Raw genomic sequence first — 17196 nt, 5'->3', positions numbered from 1 at the left:
TGCCTATTCAGGCACGGCGGGATCGTCGTCACCGATGAAGCCGCCGGATTGGCGTGCCCAGAGAGCGGCGTAAATGCCGTTTCGGCTGAGCAGTTCGCCATGTGTGCCATTCTCGACGATCCGCCCTTCGTCGAGGACGACGATGCGGTCCATGCGGGCGATGGTCGAGAGGCGGTGAGCAATGGCGATCACCGTTTTACCTTCCATGACGCGATAGAGCGTGTCCTGGATCACGGCTTCCACCTCCGAATCCAGGGCAGAGGTGGCCTCGTCGAGCACGAGGATCGGCGCGTCCTTCAGGATGGCGCGGGCAAGCGCGATACGCTGCCTTTGGCCGCCCGAAAGCTGGACGCCGCGTTCGCCGACATGAGCATCGTAACCGGTGCGACCCTCGTGGTCTCGCAGGGTGGCGACGAATTCACTAGCCGCAGCTTTATCCAGCGCCACTGCAATCGCGCTCTCGGAAAAGCGCGGATCTCCATGAGCGATATTGTCACGAACGGAGCGATGGAGCAGGGCGGCATCCTGGCTCACCATGGCGATCTGCCGGCGCAGGCTTTCCTGGGTGACGCGTTGGATATCCTGCCCGTCGATCTCGATGGAGCCAGCTTCGGGATCAAAGAACCGCAGAAGCAGATTGACGAGCGTCGACTTGCCCGTGCCGGAGCGACCGACAAGGCCGATTTTTTCGCCCGGTGCTATAAGCAGCGAGACACCGTTCAGGCCGCCATTGCTCTTGCCGTAGTGGTGCGTCACGTCGCGGAAGGCGATCGTGCCGCTGTTGACCACAAGCTCGCTCGCGCCGGGCTCATCCGCAATGGCGAGCGGTTGCGCCACGGTCAGCAGCGATTGCCGCATCGCGCCGAGATGGCCGAATAGCGACGATACGGCGTCGAGCATCCATTCTGCCATGCCGGTGATTCGGAAGCTCAAGGCGAGCGAGGCGGCGATCAGGCCAAGCGGCGCGCTGCCGCCCTGCCACAGGATGACGGCATAGCCGACCAGCCCGACGATCAGAAAGCTGCCGAGGAACAGCATGCTGGAATTGACCAGGACCTCGAGCTTCTGGACCCGCACGAACGTCTCGCGGGTTGCCGCGAAACGCTCCCGTCCTTCACGGTCCTCCTTGGCCGCATTGGCGAAGAGCTTGATGATGTCGATATTGGCATAGGTATCGACCAGCATGCCGGTCAGGGATGCATAGGCGCCTTGAAACTCTTCGGATGCCTCGCGCAGCTTGGGGATAACGACGGCCATCAGGCCGAGATAGCAGCCGACCCAGATGAGCAGTGGCCAGACGAGACGCAGATCGATCGAGGCCATCAGCCAAAGCGAGCCGGCGACATAGATGATGACGAAGGATAGGGTATGCAGCACGGCATAGGCCGCTCCGGTGGCGGAGTTGCCGATATCGCGCACCTGGGCGGCGATACGTCCGGAAAAATCCTGGCGGAACCAGCCGACGGATTGCCTGAGCACATGGCGATGCGCCCGCCAGCGGACCAGTGTTTCGGCATTCGGCCGGAATGCGATGTCGTCGAGGCTTTCCCGGAGATAGCCGGCAATCGGCCGCCCGATGACGGTGAGCGCAAGGCTCATGGCCATGACGAAGCGGAAGGGACGCAGATTGCTTTTGAGATACCGCCAGGCATCCGGCGGCGGGGTCAGGTCGTCATAGTGCTGGAATGGATCGACGAGCTTTTCGAAGCGACGAAACATGAGTGCCCTCCAGGGGCGAGAGATGGCAATTTGATGGATGGGCTGAAGAAGTAGCCTTTCACGGCACTGCTTTTCAGCGGTGGTTTCCTGTGCCGTGGGTTCTCATCAAAGTACTCTCCTCTGAAAGTCGCTTGGTGGTTGTATAGCGCATGACGGCGGCGATGTCAGTAGGGTTTTCTGGCTCGTGCCATCGGCGCGGGTGCTCTCATCCCGTGCTGACGTCAGTACTGTTCGTTAACTCGGAAGTTTATGTAAAGATCAGAGTTTTTAAAGAAAATACCCTGATGGTGATCTTGAAATCAGTATTTTCGGAAATACGTTCGTGTGATATTTTTGAGATCCAACAAACTCATGGGGGAAATCATGCCGCGCATTGCCAATCTATACTTCAGGACGGCGATTATATTCCTGATCGTCGGAATCGGGATGGGTCTCAAAATGGCGATCACCGAGGATCACAGCGTCATTGGCGCCCATGCGCATGCGAACCTTCTCGGCTGGGTGACCATGGCGATATTCGGCGGTTATCATGCGCTGAACCCGCGAAAGGCGGAAAGGCGGCTGGCGATGATCCAATATTACATCTACACGGCGGGCGTCGCGGTGATGGTGCCGTCGCTCTATTTCATGCTGCTCGGCAATATGGCGTTGGAGCCGGTCGTGGCGGCGGCGGCGATTGTCACATTCGTCGGTGTGCTGCTGTTCGCCTTCATCATCTTTTCAGGCGATGAAATCGCGACGACGGTTTTGCCGGCGCCGTCTCACTGATCCTATAAAAGGAGACGGGAAGGGCAATCCGCTCCTCCCGTCTTTTCGCGCTCAGGATTTAAGTCTTGGAAAGCTCGTCTCGACGCTTGATCAGGCGTTCGAGTTCTTCTTCCTGATCGGCGATGCGATCCGACGCCCGTTCTTCGTCCGCCGCGCCGGAATAGGCGGCGGCTTGCTCGATCAAATCGCGCAAGTTTCCCCTGATTGCCGCAATGCGCTCGTCAATCTCCGGGATAGTCAGCAGGATGTCGGACATCATTGATCTCCAGGGTTACCCATCGCACGATACCTCCAGGTGCGATTGATGGAGGAGTAGTATCCTCCCGCTGGGCCAAAGCCGCAAGCAGGACCTCGGTCGGCGATCGGCTTAAATTTCCGTCGAGACCCGGTTGGCGATCTCATCGAGCATCGCGTCGGAGGAGGGGCCGACGACGGCGTAGGCGGTGCTGTTGCGATGCCAGGATACGATACTCACATCGTCCTTGATCGTCTCATCGAGATTGCCGTTATCCGCGACGCCTTCGTCTTTCGTGAAACAGATGGCAATGACGTCGCCGTCGAGATTCTTGTAGATCAACTGGCCGGCCGGCTTGCCGTCGGCGATGAACATGCGCGCGCCCTGGAAGACGAGCCCGTCGGCGGCAAGATCCGGCAGATTGAATTTCACGCCGACGGTGCCCGTCAGCCATCTGGTGATCTCGTCGGCCTCGGTTGCCTGTACTTCGACCATATGGCGCGGCTGACGCGAATAGATGCGGTGGTAGGCGGCGATGTCGTCCAGCCAGGTGCGGTTCTGCGCGGTCGCGGGCGGGGTAGGGGCTGGCGCGCCTGTCGGCAGGATGCCCAAGAGATAGCCGATGCCACCGCCGATGACGAACAGGATGAGGGCGGCGGCGAGCGTTTGACGGCCGGTCGGGGCAAATTTCAGGGATGGCCGGGAAAACTTGGGAGCGGGCTCGCGCGCCTTCGGGGGCTGCGCGCTCTTGATGGAGCGCACCAGCGCCAGCGGCACGGGCTCCTTCAGCACTTCCTCGAATGCCTTGCGGCCGACGTCGGAGCCATGCCTCAGCTCGTCGAAAATCCGGCGCGCTTCCGGATCCGATGCGATGAGCCGCTCCAGCTCGTCCTTCTCCTCACGGCTCGTCTCGCCGTCCATAAAGGCGGACAGGCGGGCTTCGAGCGGCATTTTCTTCATGTCCTGCAATGCTAAAACCTTCGCGGCGATCGGCTGTGTCCCTGGGCGGCAAGGTGAAGGCGGGCGCTGGAAAGCCGCGACGCCACCGTCGACAGAGGGATGCCGAGAATATCGGCCGTCTGCTTGTAGCTATGCCCCTCGATATCGACGAGCAGGAAGACACTGGCAAGTCCTTCGGGCAAAGATGTGACCATCCGGTGCGCTTCGCTCGCTTCGACCGGATTAATATGTATGCCCGGCGTCGCCGGCTCGCCCTTTTCCAGCGCGCTGCCTTTGGTGACCGACCGCAGCCGGTGGCGCCGTGCCTCGTCCACCCATTGGTGGCGGGCCATGGTATAGAGCCAGCTGTCCAGCCGGCCGTCATTGTTCCAGAGGTGGAATTTGGCGATACCGCGCTGACAGACGCTCTGTATCAGTTCGTCCGCCTCGGCCAGGTCACCGGTCAGCGTTATAGCAAAGCGCCGGAGCTTCGGGAGAAGGCTGACCAGATCGCGTCTGATATCGATGGCTGCTACCGGCGTCGGCATTGTCTTTCCAAGGAAGTGTTGAGGGTTGTCGGGTTGCGGATACCTCGCGGCGAAAGACGGCCTCTCTCTGCGGAGAAGCTACGTGAGCCGAAGGATCGTTCTGTGTTGGTATGAACCATTTTCCTGTTGCTTCGCAAGTCTTCAAAGGCGGTTGGGCGCTTCCTCTTGGCGGTCTCACACGATCTTGAGGAAGGCAGTGCCCCGTACCGTCTCAATAGGTGATCTGACCTTTCAGCGATTGCTGTAGCGAGCGATAGGCCCAGCTATTTTCGCCGCCGCGATCGCGAATTTCGACGAGCTGCACACGGGCCGCCTGGACGTCGCCCTGTTCGAGCAAGGCCTGACCCATGTAGGAGCGCGCGAGGATATAGTTCTCGTCCCGCTGCAAGGCTTTTCGGTAGTAGCTCATGCCGAGCTCCATGCGGCCGGCCTTGCGGTTGGAATAGCCGAGATAGTTGAGAATGCGGGGATCATCCTGGTTTCTGGCGAGCTTCAGGACGGTGATGGCGTTGTCATACTGGCCGGCATAGGCGAACTCGCGCGCTGCCTGGAAAAGCCGGTCGTCGTTGAAGCCGCTTTTCTGCGGTTTCACGCATTCCTTCTTGTCCTTGTCCCAGACCTTGCCATCGGTGCATTGGGTGGTCGTTTTGGTCTTCGGCGGCGGCGCGGTCTCGTCGCTCTCTGAGCCCGCGGCGAAGGCCTGCAGGCTGGCGCCGATCAGAAATCCGGCGGCAAGCGCCATCATGGCGGAATTCTTCATCGCGACGCCAAAGCCCATATCATCCTCCCGAAATCACATGGGCTGATTGTAGCTCCGGATATTCGAAAACGCTACCGAAACGATAGGGCCGCTTTCACAAAGTGCCACCTTTATCACGCCAGGATGTCGACACCCTGGGCATCCACGCCATCGCCGTGGGCATTGAGGCTGAAGCGCTCGGCCTTGAGCTCCCAAGCGCCCGGATGGCCGGCGATGGTAAAGAGATTATAGGCGGCCGCCGGCTTCAGCCCGCTGGGGCCTTGCGAGGCCGAGGCGATGCCGATAACCGGCACCGGGCCGGTCGGGCCATTCAGCCAATGCAGCGTGTTCAGATGGGTATGGCCGTGCAGGACCAGCTCGGCGCCACCGGTGGAGATCACGGCGGCAAAGCGGCGGATGCCGATCATGCGCTTGTAGAAGCTGGTCGCGCCACGGATCGGCGGATGGTGGATCATCACGACGCGAAACAGACCGGCCTCGCCGGCGGCACGCAGCATGTTCACCGTCTCGCGCGCCTGCCGGGCGGAAAAAAGCCGCTGGCGGCAAAGGGGGGCGTTGCCACCGCCGTCGAGCAGCCGATCAGGGCGACACGGTCGCGGATGCGCAGATAGGGGAAGATGTGCTGGTTGTTCGGCCACTCCGGCGGTGCATGATCGCCCTGAACATAGGGATACCAGGCGCGCATAGCCTTCTCATAGGCACCGGGCACATAGGCATCGTGGTTGCCGGGAACGACGGAGGTGAAGGCGGGGTCGCCAACGGTCTTCAGCCATTCGGCGGCGGTGCGGATCTCAATGCCGCTGCCGAGATTGACGAGATCGCCGGTCACCGCGAGATGGTCGGCCTGCTTCGCCCTGATATCGTCCAGAAGAAGATCGAGAGTGCCGCCGAAAAGATGCTTGCGCCGGTTTCGGTGCCAGTTCACAAATCCGGTAATGCGTTTGGAGGCGAGTTCTCTGATCGAAAGCCGGGGCAAGGGACCCAGATGAACGTCGGAAATATGCGCGAGTTTGAACATGGGTTGAGACATAGCCCAGTCCATTGTCAAAACAAATACATCCATTTGCCGCTGGTCGATCACATCGGCGGAGCCGAGGCATGAGCGAGGGCGTCGCTCCCGACGAATCCCGCAGCTGGCGGGCAAGGCTGCTTGGTTGGATGCTCCACAGCTATTTCGCGCTCACCCGCAGCATGACCATGGGCGTGCGGGCAGCGTGCTTCGATCAGGAAGGGCGGATCTTCCTGGTGCGGCATTCCTACATCGCGGGCTGGCACATGCCCGGCGGCGGCGTCGAGCGTCATGAGACGGTGGAGCAGGCGCTGGCAAAGGAACTACGGGAAGAGGGCAATCTGGTGATATCCGGTCGGCCGCAGCTCTTCCAAGTCTATCTCAACAACCGCACCAGCAAGCGCGACCATGTCGTCTTTTTCCGCGTGCAAGTGGAACAAACCGCGCCGCGCAAGCCTGATCTCGAGATCGTCGAAAGCGGATTCTTTTCGCTCGACGCCCTGCCGCCGGGGACGACCAAGGCGACGTATCGGCGGCTGAAGGAGCTGGAAGGTGGCGAGGCGCCGTCGAATTACTGGTGACGGCTTTCGTTCCGAACATCATGACGCGGTTCGACGTGGAAAGCCAAACGAGCGGCGGGGGAAGCCTATCTCGCCCTTGGCGGGCGAGAAAGCAATTTCACTGGTTTAGGAATTGCGGCTTTGAAAGCAGCTCAGGATTCGAGGTTTGGCGCAATTTCTAAGCCATTGAAATTGCAAGAGCGGGGGTCTGCATCTTGCGTCCCTGCTTACCCCCTCTTTTGCAAAATCTAGCACTTAGCTGACGCTAAATGCTGATTTTGCTTTCTCGCCCGCAAGGGGGAGAGATTGACCGTGCCTCAAGCCGTCTTCACCAATCCTTCCCGCCCATGCGGATGGTTAAAATCCAGATCGGGACCGACGGGGACGATGCCGGTTGGGTTGATCGTCTTGTGGCTGCGGTAGTAGTGATCCTTGATATGCGCAAGGTTGGTCGTCTCGGCGACACCGGGGACCTGATAGAGGTCGCGCAGATAGCCGGACAGGTTGCGATAATCCTCGATGCGGCGGATGTTGCATTTGAAATGGCCGACATAGACGGCGTCGAAACGCACGAGCGTGGTAAAGAGCCGCCAGTCGGCCTCGGTCAGCTGGTCGCCCAGGAGATAGCGATTTGCCCCCAGGCGCTTGTCGAGCATGTCGAGGGTTTCGAACAGGCGCAGCACATTCTGCTGGTAGGCTTCCTGCGTGCCGGCGAAGCCGGATTTGTAGACGCCGTTGTTGACTGTGTCGTAGACCACCTCGTTCAGGGTATCGATCTCGGCTCTAAGGTCCGTCGGGTAGAAATCATCCTTCGCGCCGGTCAGGCCGTCGAAGGCGCTGTTGAACATGCGGATGATCTCGGCAGATTCATTGTTGACGATCGTGCCGGTCTGCTTGTCCCAGAGGACGGGAACGGTGACGCGGCCGGAATAATGCGGATCTGCCTCGACGTAGACTTCCCAGAGCGCTTTTGCGCCAAAGAGATGATCGATCGTGCCGCCGTCCTTGCCTTTGAATTCCCAGCCATTTTCCAGCATCAGTGGATCGACGATGGAGACGGAGATCAGGCTCTCGAGCTTCTTCAGCTTGCGGAAGATCAACGTGCGGTGTGCCCAGGGGCAGGCGAGCGAGACGTAGAGATGGTAGCGCCCGGCCTCGGCCTTGAAGCCGCCCGTACCGCTCGGCCCCGGCGCGCCGTCGGCGGTGATCCAATTGCGAAACTGCGAGGCAGCGCGCTTGAAATGGCCTTTGGTTTCCTTCGTGTCGTACCAGACGTCATGCCAGACGCCGTCAACCAACATGCCCATTGCCCGATCCTTTCGGAGATCCTGTCTAAAAACTTGATCTGGAAAATACGGTATGTTCGTGGAATTGCGAGACGGTAAACGATGAACAGTGCGTTACGACATCCTCGCGAAAATCGCGAAGCGATTTTCGGACAAGATCATGTCCTGGGCAAATGTCATCATCTCGACACGATCATCCGTCAACAAAAGACCGCCCGCATTTAACATTGGACGAACCGAAAATTTCCTGCTATCCGGCTTGTCACACTTTGAGGACCGCTTGTCATGACAGCAACCAGAAGCCTGCGACGACGCTGATGATCCCGAACGCTCGAGAAGCGTTTTCGAGAACCATCCCGTCTGTCTATCTGGTTTCATTGGTCTAATGTACAAGCACGATCTGGTCTACCTCACTGAGGATGCGTCGCACGACGCTGTCATCGAACTCATCAACGAAGAAGCATTCGGTCCCGGCCGGTTCACCCGCGCCGCTGCGCGGATTCGCGAGCAAGGGCCGCATGACCGCACGCTCTCCTTCATCTGCGCCGACGACGGCGAGACGATTGCCTCCGTCCGGATGACGCCGGTTCTTGCCGGCTCGGTCAAGGGACATCTGCTCGGACCGCTCGCCGTTCGCCCGTCGCACAAGAACCGGGGCATCGGCCGGGAATTGGTGCGGATCGCGATCGAGGCTGCCAAGCGCAAGGGGTCGGAAGCAGTCATCCTGGTCGGCGATCCGCCGTATTACGGCCCGCTCGGCTTCGAGAAGGTGGCCTATAATGCGCTGGCATTTCCGGGGCCGGTCGATCCGGGCCGGGTGCTCGTCGTGCCGCTTGCTGTTGATACGCATGAGCGGCTGAAGGGCATGATTGCCTGGCATGATGACGCCGCATCGGCTGTCCTTGCCGATGACGTTGACGACGAAGATTTGCCGCTGGTGGCGATCGCGGTCTAACCGCAACGATTTTCACAGATCCGGCCAACCACTGCCCGCGCGCTCCCTTGCGCGGGTATTTTTCATCTACCTGTCATACGGCCAACCTAGAGTTTTGCCTGTTCTGATGAAGAGCGATTGCGAAACTTTTGGGGGTAGTGCAATGACTGAAAATCTCACGCAAAAAGATATATTTCCGACCAGTCAGCTGGAAGACGCTGACGGGGAGGGCCATAACTGTACCGACAATCCGACGATGGGGGAAATCATCGGACGTCGCTTTTCCCGGCGCGGCTTCCTGCAAGGGTCGCTCGCTGTTTCCGCCATCGCTGCGACGGTAGGGCCGCTCGCATTGGTGAGCGCGGAGAAGGCCCGTGCGGCCGGCGGCTCGGCCTTCGCCTTCAAGGAAATTGAAGCCGGTGTCGATGCCGATCACCATGTCGCCGAAGGCTATGACGCCAATGTGCTGTTGCGCTGGGGCGACGCGCTCTTTGCCGATTCGCCGGCTTTCGATCCGAAGAACCAGTCCGCCGAGGCACAGCGTCGCCAGTTCGGCTATAACAACGATTATGTCGGCTATATCCCGTTGGAGGGTTCCTCCGAACACGGGCTGCTGGTGGTCAATCACGAATATACCAATCCGCATCTGATGTTTCCGGGTCTGGTGACAATCGCCGACGGCAAGATCAAGCAGGCGCCGCTGAGCAAGGAGCAGGTGGACATCGAAATGGCCGCGCATGGCGGCACCGTCGTCGAGATCCGCAAGGTCGACGGCAAATGGCAGGTCGTGCCGGATGGCAAATACAATCGCCGCATCACCGCGACGACCGAGATGCAGTTGACCGGCCCGGCTGCCGGCAATGATCGGCTGAAGACCTCGGCCGACGCGACCGGCGCCAAGGTTTTCGGCACGCTCAACAATTGCGCCGGCGGCGTTACGCCCTGGGGCACCTACATCATGGCCGAGGAGAACTTCCACGGCTATTTTTCCGGTAAGCTGCCGGAAGGCCATAAGGAAGCCGCCAACTACAAGCGCTACGGCGTGCCGGAAGGCAGCTACGAATGGGCGAATTTCTACGAACGTTTTGATCTCTCCAAAGAGGCGCACGAGCCGAACCGTTACGGCTGGGTCGTCGAAGTCGACGTTCTCGATCCGCAATCGGTGCCGAAGAAGCGCACCGCACTTGGCCGCACCAAGCATGAGGGTGCTGCCAATATCGTCTCCAAGGACGGCCGTGTGGTCCTCTATCTCGGCGACGACGAACGGTTCGATTATGTCTACAAGTTCGTGACCGCCGGCACCTATAATGCCGCCGACCGCGCCACCAATCTGGATTTGCTCGACAACGGCACGCTCTATGTCGCCAAGTTCTCCGAGGACAGTACGCTTGCGTGGCTACCGCTGACCTTCGGACAGGGGCCGCTGACGGCGGAACATGGCTTTGCCAGCCAGGCCGACGTGCTGATCGAAACGCGCCGTGCCGCCGACTTGCTCGGCGCGACCAAGATGGACCGGCCGGAAGACATCGAACCCAATGCCGTCAACGGCAAGGTCTATGTCATGCTGACCAACAACAGCAAGCGCAAGGCCGATCAGGTCGATGCCGCCAATCCGCGTGCCGATAATGCCTTTGGTCACATCATCGAGATCAGCGAAGAAGACGGCGTGTTCTCGGCAACCAAGGGCAAGTGGGAAGTGCTGCTGAAATGCGGCGACCCCTCCGTTGCCGCTGTCGGTGCTTCCTTCTCGACCGAGACGACGAAGAACGGCTGGTTCGGCATGCCGGACAACTGTTCCATCGACGCTGCCGGCCGTCTCTGGGTAGCGACGGATGGTAACAGCAACAAGGCGACCGGCCGCACCGATGGTCTCTGGGCCGTCGATACGGAAGGCGATGCGCGGGCGACCTCGAAGCTGTTCTACCGCGTGCCCGTCGGTGCCGAACTTTGCGGCCCGCTGTTCCTGCCCGATGACCAGACGGCTTTCGTTGCCGTGCAGCATCCGGGCGATGGCGGCGATGACTGGTCCGGTCACGGCCGGCCATCCTACTACGAGGATCTGTCGACGCGCTGGCCGGACTTCAAGCCGGACATGCCGGTGCGTCCCGCCGTGGTGGCCATCACCAAGACCGGCGGTGGCAAGATCGCCGTCTAAAGCTTTGTAAAGAACAGGCTATCGCCCCGTCTGCCTCAGCGGGGCGATAGTTTTTTCTGCAGGAAATAACGGCTGCGACCCGCAGGGAAGTCCGGTAACTCGCCGAAGATGGCGTAGCCCTGTCGCTGATAGGCGCGTAGCGCCTGCGGATTGAAGGTGTCGATCCAGGCGCCGAAACAACCTCGCGTCACCGCTTCCGCTTCCGCCGCTTCCAGCAGCTTGCCGGCCATGCCCTGGCCGCGCAGTGTTTCCGGCACGAACAGCCAGGCCGTGAACAGCCAGCCCCAGGCCGTATAGCCCGAGACGCCGCCAATGGTCTTGCCGCTTTCGTCGCGGATCAGAACGGCAAGCGCGCGGCGCTCGGAGGGCCCGACATCGGCAGCGTTGAAGGCCGTCAGGCCTTCGCCGATCGCCGCGAGGTCGCTTTCGGAAGGAGTGTCCGTTACATCAAGTCGCGACATGGCAATCACCGTCCTTCACGCCACCACATGGCGGAAAAGCCAAAGAGGAGGGCGGCAAGACCGGCAAAGCCCGCAAAGAGCGGCAGGTTGTTGATGCCCTTCAGGATGGTCTCGTCGGTCATGCGGATAGTCAGGCGCTGATCGTCGGCGACACGGACCGCACCGCGCACCGGCAGGATCGGCGGGACGGTTATACCGCCGCTGGCGGTGGCGACCCGGGTGACAAGTCCTTTGGTCTTTTCCGCCAAAGGCTTCAGCGTCTCCGTGGTCGAGATCATCGCCTTGAATTCCGGCGCGTCGACTGCGCCGACATGCACCAGCGTCGAGAGATTGCCATTGGCGATCTGGTAAAGCCCGATCTCGTCCATGCGCTTCTCGGCCTGGTAGAGCCCGGGCTCGCTCTGTTTCAGCGGCAATGTCTGTGTCTTGCCGGAGGGAGACTTGATGGTGGCGGGGCCGGGATCGTCGCCGATCGTCTGGCGGGTGACTTCCAGCGTGCGGCCGGCGGCGCGCGCCGTCAGGGCCTCCTCCTCGAGTGCCGGTTCCTTCAGCAGCCAGTGGGCGATGCGGCGATAGAGCGACACATGTGGGCCACCGCCTTCGAAGCCACGCGCCCAGAGCCAGCCTTCGTCGGAAAGCAGCATGGCGACGCGGCCCTGACCGACGCGGTTCAGCACCAGCAAGGGATTGTTATCGGCAGCGACCATCACGGTCTGGCCCTGCGGCTTCTCGACATCGACGCTGCGGAACCAGCGACCCCAATGCGGCGGCTCGGTATCCGACCCGTCAAGGCCGCGCGTCACCGGATGCTTGCGGCCCTGATCCGACAGGCGCGGATAAAAGGGCTTCTCGTCCATCTGTCCGGTCGGTTCGGCCGGCAGCACCGCGGACAGCGGTGTCAGCGCGATCGAATTGCCGGCCGCATGTTCGGGGCCGGCAGCCACCAGCAGCGCGCCGCCATTTTCGACATATTGGGCCATGTAATCGTAATAGATCGTCGGCAGGACGTTGGGACGGTCCTGGTAACGGTCGAAAATGATCAGGTCGAATGAGTTGATCTTGTCGACGAAGAGTTCGCGCGTCGGGAAAGCGATCAGCGATAACTCATTGATCGGCGTACCATCCTGCTTGTCCGGCGGGCGCAGGATGGTGAAATGCACGAGGTCGACGGAGGCGTCCGATTTCAGCAGGTTACGCCAGGCGCGCTCGCCGGCATGCGGCTCGCCGGAGACCAGCAGCACGCGCATGTTCTGGCGAATGCCTTCGATCATCTGGACGGTGCGGTTGTTGATGGGCGTGACTTCGCCCGGCACTTCGGCGACAGCGAATTCGAGCACGTTGTTGCCGGCGCGCGGCACCTTGAAGCTGAAGGGCGTATCCTGGCCGGGTGTCGCCTGCAGCGTTGCGATCTCATCGCCGTTCATCTTGACGGTCACGGCACCCGTGCCGCCAGGGCTTTTGCCGTCGTCGATGACACGCAGCACGAGCTGCTGTTCGTCGTTGACGATGCCGAAGCGCGGCGCGCGCACCACTTCGATGCGCCGGTCGAATTCGTCCGGCTTGCCGGTGATCAGTCCGTGGATCGGCGCGTCGAAGCCGAGCGCCTGATTGACGCCGGGAATGTCATGGATCTCGCCGTCGGTCAGCAAGATCGCGCCGCCAACGCGGGCGGGCGGCACGTCGGCGATCGTCGAGGAGAGCGCGGAGAAGAGCCGCGTCGAGGGAGATTCGGATTCGGCGGGTTCGCGCACCTCGACGATGCGCGGCTCGATGCGTGGGAATTGCGCCAGCCGGTCCTTCAGCGCGTCCAGCGCTTCGTCGGTCATCTTGATGCGTTCCGGCGTCTGCTGGCTCAGGCTGCGGTCGACGATGACGGGGACGATGGTGGAGAGCTGATCGCGATCCTCCTGCATCAGCACCGGATTGGCGAGTGCCGCCAGCAAAGCAAATGCCGCGAGCGCGCGGATCCAGCCGCCACGCATGCGCCGGAAGACCGCGAGCGCGGCAATGGCAAGTGTGATCACTGCGAGGGCGGTGAGAACGGGCCAGGGTAGGAAGGGGGCGAAACCGATATTCATTCTATTGCCCCAGCCGTTCCAGGATATCAGGGATATGCACCTGGTCAGCCTTATAGTTGCCGGTCAGCATGTACATCATGATGTTGACGCCGGTGCGGTAGGCATATTCGCGCTGCGTCTCGTCCGGCGGCACAGTCGGCAGCAGCGGCGAGCCATTGTCGCCGATCGCCCAGGCGCCAGCGAAATCATTGCCGGTGATCATGATCGGGGTCACGCCATCCGCCGAGGTGACCGCATTGCCGTCGCCGCGCGTATCCTGCCGCGCCTCGATCCAGAGCGGACTGTCGGCATAGCGGCCGGGAAAGCTCGAGAGCAGATAGAAGGATTTCGTCAGAACATGACCTTTCGGCACGGGCTCCAGTGCCGGAATATCGAGATTGGCGAGGATCGCCTGCAGCCGTTGGCCGTTTGGGCTCGGCGTGGTGTTGTCGCCCATCGTGTCGATCGCGTCGCGCGTGTCGAAGAGCACGGTACCCCCGTTGCGCATATAGGCGTCGATGCGGTTGATGGCATCGTTGGACGGCATCGGCGCGGTGGCGGAAATCGGCCAATAGATGATCGGATAGAAGGCGAGTTCGTCCTTGGTGGGATCGAGCCCAACCGGCGGACCGGGCTCCAGCGTCGTGCGATAGGTTAGAAAATCGGAAAGGCCGGCAAGGCCGCGCTCGGAAATGTGGTCGACCTCCGACTCGCCGGTGACGACATAGGCAAGATGCGTCTTGTCGAGCCTCGAAAAGATGGTGTCGTCGCCGGGCTTGGAATCGTCGGCTGAGGCGTTCCCCGGATGCAGGAAGGTGGCAACCGAGACTGCGAGCAGCAGCATAGCGGCACCGGTTGCGGCCGTCCTCGCCGATTTGCGAAGGCGTGGGAAAGCGCCGTTCATGAACAGCACGATCAGGCTGTCCGCCAGAAGCACAAGGAAGGCCATGGTGAAGAGGATCGGCTTGGCCGACCAGGCCTCACCGCCGATAAGGCCTTCTTGCGCAACCGAGAGGCTCGTGGTGGAAGCATCCAGCGGCTTCAGTTGAGCGCCATCCGGTAGAACGTTGAGCGCGACAAAACCTTCTTCCGAGCCGTAAAGGCCGGGTGGATTGTCGAAATTGGCGGCGATCGTGCCTTTGTTGTTCGGCTCGAGCGGGCGGGCATTGCCGGCTTCGCTGGTCAGCGCGCCCTTGGCGGTTAGCAGCCGGTAGGGCGGCATGGCTTCGCTGGTCTTCGGCGCGTTGTTGCCCGTGGTGACGCCACCGGAGCGGGAGAGTTGCACGATACGGCGCAGCATTTCGACGAAGTCACCGGAGATCGGCAGGTCGGACCATTGCGGTTCGGCGCTGACATGGAAGAGGACGATGCGGCCAGCCTTCATCTGTTGCTCGGTCACCAGCGGCGTTCCGTCGGCAAGGCTTGCCCAGGTGCGCTCCGCAAGATCAGGTGTCGGCTCGGCCAGTACCTGCCGCTTGACGAGCACATTGGCTGGCTTCGGCATGCCGGCGAAGGGGCCGAAGGCGGGAAAATCGGCGAGCGGCTGCGGTTCGGCCCAGGAGAGTGCACCGCCGAAGGTGCGTTCGCCCTGGCGCAATGTTACAGGCACCAGAGGGTCTTCGGCGGGAGCAGCGGCGAGGCGTGGCCCGGCAAAGCGCACCAGCGTGCCGCCATTCTGAATCCATTGCTGTAGCGGCCCATAGCTTTCCTGCGGCAGGCGGCCGACATCGGCCATGATGATTACGGATGGATTGCCGGCAAGTAGTTCAGGGATCGACTTTGCCAGATCGGCGCTGTTCGGCTGGATCAGGTCGGCATAGGGCTGCAGGGCGCGCTGGATGTAGTAGAGCGGCGACAGGATCGGCTGGAATTCGTCGGCGGACTGCCCGGACAAAAGTGCTACGCGGCGACGCTTGAAGCCGTCGTCGAGCAGATGCACGGTGCTGGCGCTCGCATGCCGATCGATGCTGATGCGGGCGAAATCGTTGCGCATTTCGAAGGGCGCGGCGATCGAGCCGGTCGCAACCGTCTGGCCGCTGGAGAAATTCAGCGAACCGGCCGCGATCGGCCGTCCCTGATTGTCGAGTGCAGTCAGCCCCAGCCGAAGCGGGCTGCTGCCATTCAGCCGGGTCGCCGTGACGGTCATGTCGTTGGCGGCGTTGTTGGCGCCGATGATGGCCAGTACATCGCTGCCGTCGCCTTGGATCAGGCGCAGTTCGTTCGGCTTCAAGGCGGCGAGCTGGTTGAGAATATCGTCCTTGTCCTTGCTTTCGACGCCGTCGGAGAGAAAGGCAATCGTGCCCGGCTGGGTGCCATTGAGGGCGGCCTCGATGGCCTGGGTGGCGCGCTGGCGATCGGGCACCAGCGGCCTTGAGTTGATCGCATGTAACTTGTCGCGGGCGGCCGTGGCCGCGCCCGGCGTGGTGTCGTTGCTCTGTTCGGCGGTGAAGGCGATGGAGACGGGTATGCCTTTGGCGTCGGCATCGTCGATCAGCGCGTCGGCCGTCTGTACGCGGCGCTCCCAGTCGGAGGCCGTCGCCCAGCTATTGTCGATGAGCAGCACCAGCGGCCCGCTGCTCGACAGCGTGTTGGTGCGTGGATTGAACATCGGATTGGCGATGGCAAGGATGACGAGGGCGGCGAGCGCCATGCGCAGCAGCGTCAGCCACCAGGGACTGCGCGCCGGCGTTTCCTCGCGCTTCAGGATCGTTGCCAGAATGCGCAGCGGCGGAAAGACCTCCGCCCTTGGATGCGGCGGGGTGAGACGCAGCAGCCACCAGATCGCTGGAAGCAGGATCAGGGCGCCGAGGATGGCGGGGGAGGCGAATGCGAAGGAGAGACCGCTCACGGTTGCCCTCCAGATGTCGCCCTGGCCGGCATGCCGGAAAGATACATGTGCACGGCCACCAGCGCTTCCGATGCCAGCCGGTCGGTGCGATGGCTCACGAAGGTCCAGCCGAGATGGCGCAGCGACTGGCCGAGACTGTCGCGGCGGGCGAGATAGGCGCGCTGATAATCCTCGCGCAGGTTCTCCGGCCGTCCGGCCACCAGCTTCGTGCCGGTTTCGGGATCGCTGAATTCGGTGCGGCCGCTATAGGGAAAGATTTCCTCGGCGGGGTCGGCGACCTCGACCACATGGCCGCGCAATCCCCGGCGGCCAAGCGGCCCGATCCGGCTCATGACATCGTCGGCATCATCGAGAAAATCGCCGATCAGCACGATATCGCTCCAGCCGCGGATCATCGTGGTCTGCGGCAGGCCGCCCTCGAGCGGGGTGTGCATCAGCGCCGCCGCCAGCCGTTCGGCGGCATTGCGGGTGGAGACCGGCTCCATGATGCCGGGGCAGCCGACGCGTTCGCCCGAGCGCGCAAGGATCTCGGCAAGCGCCAGCATCAGCACCAGCGCGCGGCTTTCCTTGGAGACATGGCCGTAGGTCGATTTGTACATCATCGACGGCGACATGTCGGCCCAGAGCCAGATCGTGTGCGCTGCTTCCCATTCATGGTCGCGGATATAGGTATGATCGTCGCGGGCCGAGCGGCGCCAGTCGATGCGCGATAGGCTTTCGCCCTCGCTATAGGGACGGAATTGCCAGAAGTTCTCACCAATGCCGCGCTTGCGTCGGCCGTGCCAGCCGGCGATGACGGTATTGGCTATGCGCTTGGCCTCAACGAGGCAATCCGGCACGAGGGCGGCACGGCTGCGAGCGCGGGAGAGGGCATCATTGCCTGAGGTCGGGCTGACGATCTGTCCGATGGATGCCAC

General features: G+C 61.8%; 14 protein-coding genes and 1 pseudogene. 4 read left to right on the top strand and 11 right to left on the bottom strand.

What is annotated here, in order from left to right:
- Nucleotides 1–3: 3 nt before the first annotated feature.
- Nucleotides 4–1719, bottom strand: a complete 1716-nt coding sequence (locus tag HB780_RS19180) for an ABC transporter ATP-binding protein (RefSeq protein ID WP_183695102.1) — start codon at nucleotides 1717–1719, stop codon at nucleotides 4–6.
- Nucleotides 1720–2082: 363 nt separating this feature from the next.
- Between HB780_RS19180 and HB780_RS19175 the strand changes: the two genes are divergently transcribed.
- Nucleotides 2083–2487, top strand: a complete 405-nt coding sequence (locus HB780_RS19175; RefSeq protein WP_183695099.1) for a hypothetical protein — start codon at nucleotides 2083–2085, stop codon at nucleotides 2485–2487.
- Between the two features lie 58 nt (nucleotides 2488–2545).
- Here HB780_RS19175 and HB780_RS19170 read toward each other — a convergent pair whose 3' ends face one another.
- The 5 genes and pseudogenes from HB780_RS19170 to HB780_RS19150 form a co-directional block, all read right to left on the bottom strand.
- The gene (locus HB780_RS19170) at nucleotides 2546–2743 is read right to left on the bottom strand and encodes a hypothetical protein (RefSeq protein ID WP_183695096.1); all 198 of its coding nucleotides are present in this window, start codon (nucleotides 2741–2743) and stop codon (nucleotides 2546–2548) included.
- Between the two features lie 111 nt (nucleotides 2744–2854).
- A complete protein-coding gene (locus HB780_RS19165) occupies nucleotides 2855–3673 on the bottom strand; it encodes an anti-sigma factor family protein (protein WP_183697257.1) in 819 nt (272 codons plus the stop codon).
- Between the two features lie 20 nt (nucleotides 3674–3693).
- The gene (locus tag HB780_RS19160) at nucleotides 3694–4209 is read right to left on the bottom strand and encodes an RNA polymerase sigma factor (RefSeq protein ID WP_183695094.1); all 516 of its coding nucleotides are present in this window, start codon (nucleotides 4207–4209) and stop codon (nucleotides 3694–3696) included.
- Nucleotides 4210–4420: 211 nt separating this feature from the next.
- On the bottom strand, nucleotides 4421–4987 hold the full coding sequence (locus HB780_RS19155; protein ID WP_183695091.1) for a tetratricopeptide repeat protein: 567 nt from the start codon (nucleotides 4985–4987) through the stop codon (nucleotides 4421–4423).
- Between the two features lie 95 nt (nucleotides 4988–5082).
- Nucleotides 5083–6017 (bottom strand): annotated as a pseudogene (locus HB780_RS19150) (metallophosphoesterase family protein).
- 110 nt (nucleotides 6018–6127) lie between these two features.
- Here HB780_RS19150 and HB780_RS19145 point away from each other — a divergent pair.
- Nucleotides 6128–6559, top strand: a complete 432-nt coding sequence (locus tag HB780_RS19145; RefSeq protein ID WP_435693921.1) for an NUDIX domain-containing protein — start codon at nucleotides 6128–6130, stop codon at nucleotides 6557–6559.
- Nucleotides 6560–6855: 296 nt separating this feature from the next.
- On the opposite strand, the gene HB780_RS19140 is transcribed toward HB780_RS19145, so the two are convergent.
- On the bottom strand, nucleotides 6856–7845 hold the full coding sequence (locus HB780_RS19140) for a glutathione S-transferase family protein (protein ID WP_183695084.1): 990 nt from the start codon (nucleotides 7843–7845) through the stop codon (nucleotides 6856–6858).
- Nucleotides 7846–8209: 364 nt separating this feature from the next.
- Between HB780_RS19140 and HB780_RS19135 the strand changes: the two genes are divergently transcribed.
- A complete protein-coding gene (locus HB780_RS19135; RefSeq protein ID WP_183695080.1) occupies nucleotides 8210–8779 on the top strand; it encodes a GNAT family N-acetyltransferase in 570 nt (189 codons plus the stop codon).
- A gap of 142 nt (nucleotides 8780–8921) precedes the next feature.
- The gene (locus tag HB780_RS19130; RefSeq protein WP_183695077.1) at nucleotides 8922–10913 is read left to right on the top strand and encodes a PhoX family protein; all 1992 of its coding nucleotides are present in this window, start codon (nucleotides 8922–8924) and stop codon (nucleotides 10911–10913) included.
- Between the two features lie 35 nt (nucleotides 10914–10948).
- On the opposite strand, the gene HB780_RS19125 is transcribed toward HB780_RS19130, so the two are convergent.
- Genes HB780_RS19125 through HB780_RS19110 form a run of 4 tightly spaced genes read right to left on the bottom strand, consistent with a single transcriptional unit; the run spans nucleotide 10949 to nucleotide 17196 of the window.
- On the bottom strand, nucleotides 10949–11374 hold the full coding sequence (locus HB780_RS19125; protein WP_183695074.1) for a GNAT family N-acetyltransferase: 426 nt from the start codon (nucleotides 11372–11374) through the stop codon (nucleotides 10949–10951).
- 5 nt (nucleotides 11375–11379) lie between these two features.
- Complete coding sequence (locus HB780_RS19120; RefSeq protein WP_183695071.1) at nucleotides 11380–13452, bottom strand: hypothetical protein; 2073 nt, start codon at nucleotides 13450–13452, stop codon at nucleotides 11380–11382.
- A 1-nt stretch (nucleotide 13453) separates the two neighbouring features.
- Nucleotides 13454–16279 carry a DUF4159 domain-containing protein gene (locus HB780_RS19115; protein WP_183695067.1) on the bottom strand — a complete coding sequence of 942 codons (2826 nt, stop codon included), beginning with the start codon at nucleotides 16277–16279 and terminating at the stop codon, nucleotides 13454–13456.
- Complete coding sequence (locus HB780_RS19110; protein WP_183695064.1) at nucleotides 16276–17196, bottom strand: DUF58 domain-containing protein; 921 nt, start codon at nucleotides 17194–17196, stop codon at nucleotides 16276–16278. Before HB780_RS19110 ends, HB780_RS19115 begins: the two co-directional genes overlap by 4 nt.

It is taken from the genome of Rhizobium lusitanum (assembly GCF_014189535.1).
GTDB classification, from domain to species: domain Bacteria; phylum Pseudomonadota; class Alphaproteobacteria; order Rhizobiales; family Rhizobiaceae; genus Rhizobium; species Rhizobium lusitanum_C.
Note: the sequence above shows the minus strand (reverse complement) of the source record. Positions and strands in the feature narration are given on the sequence as shown.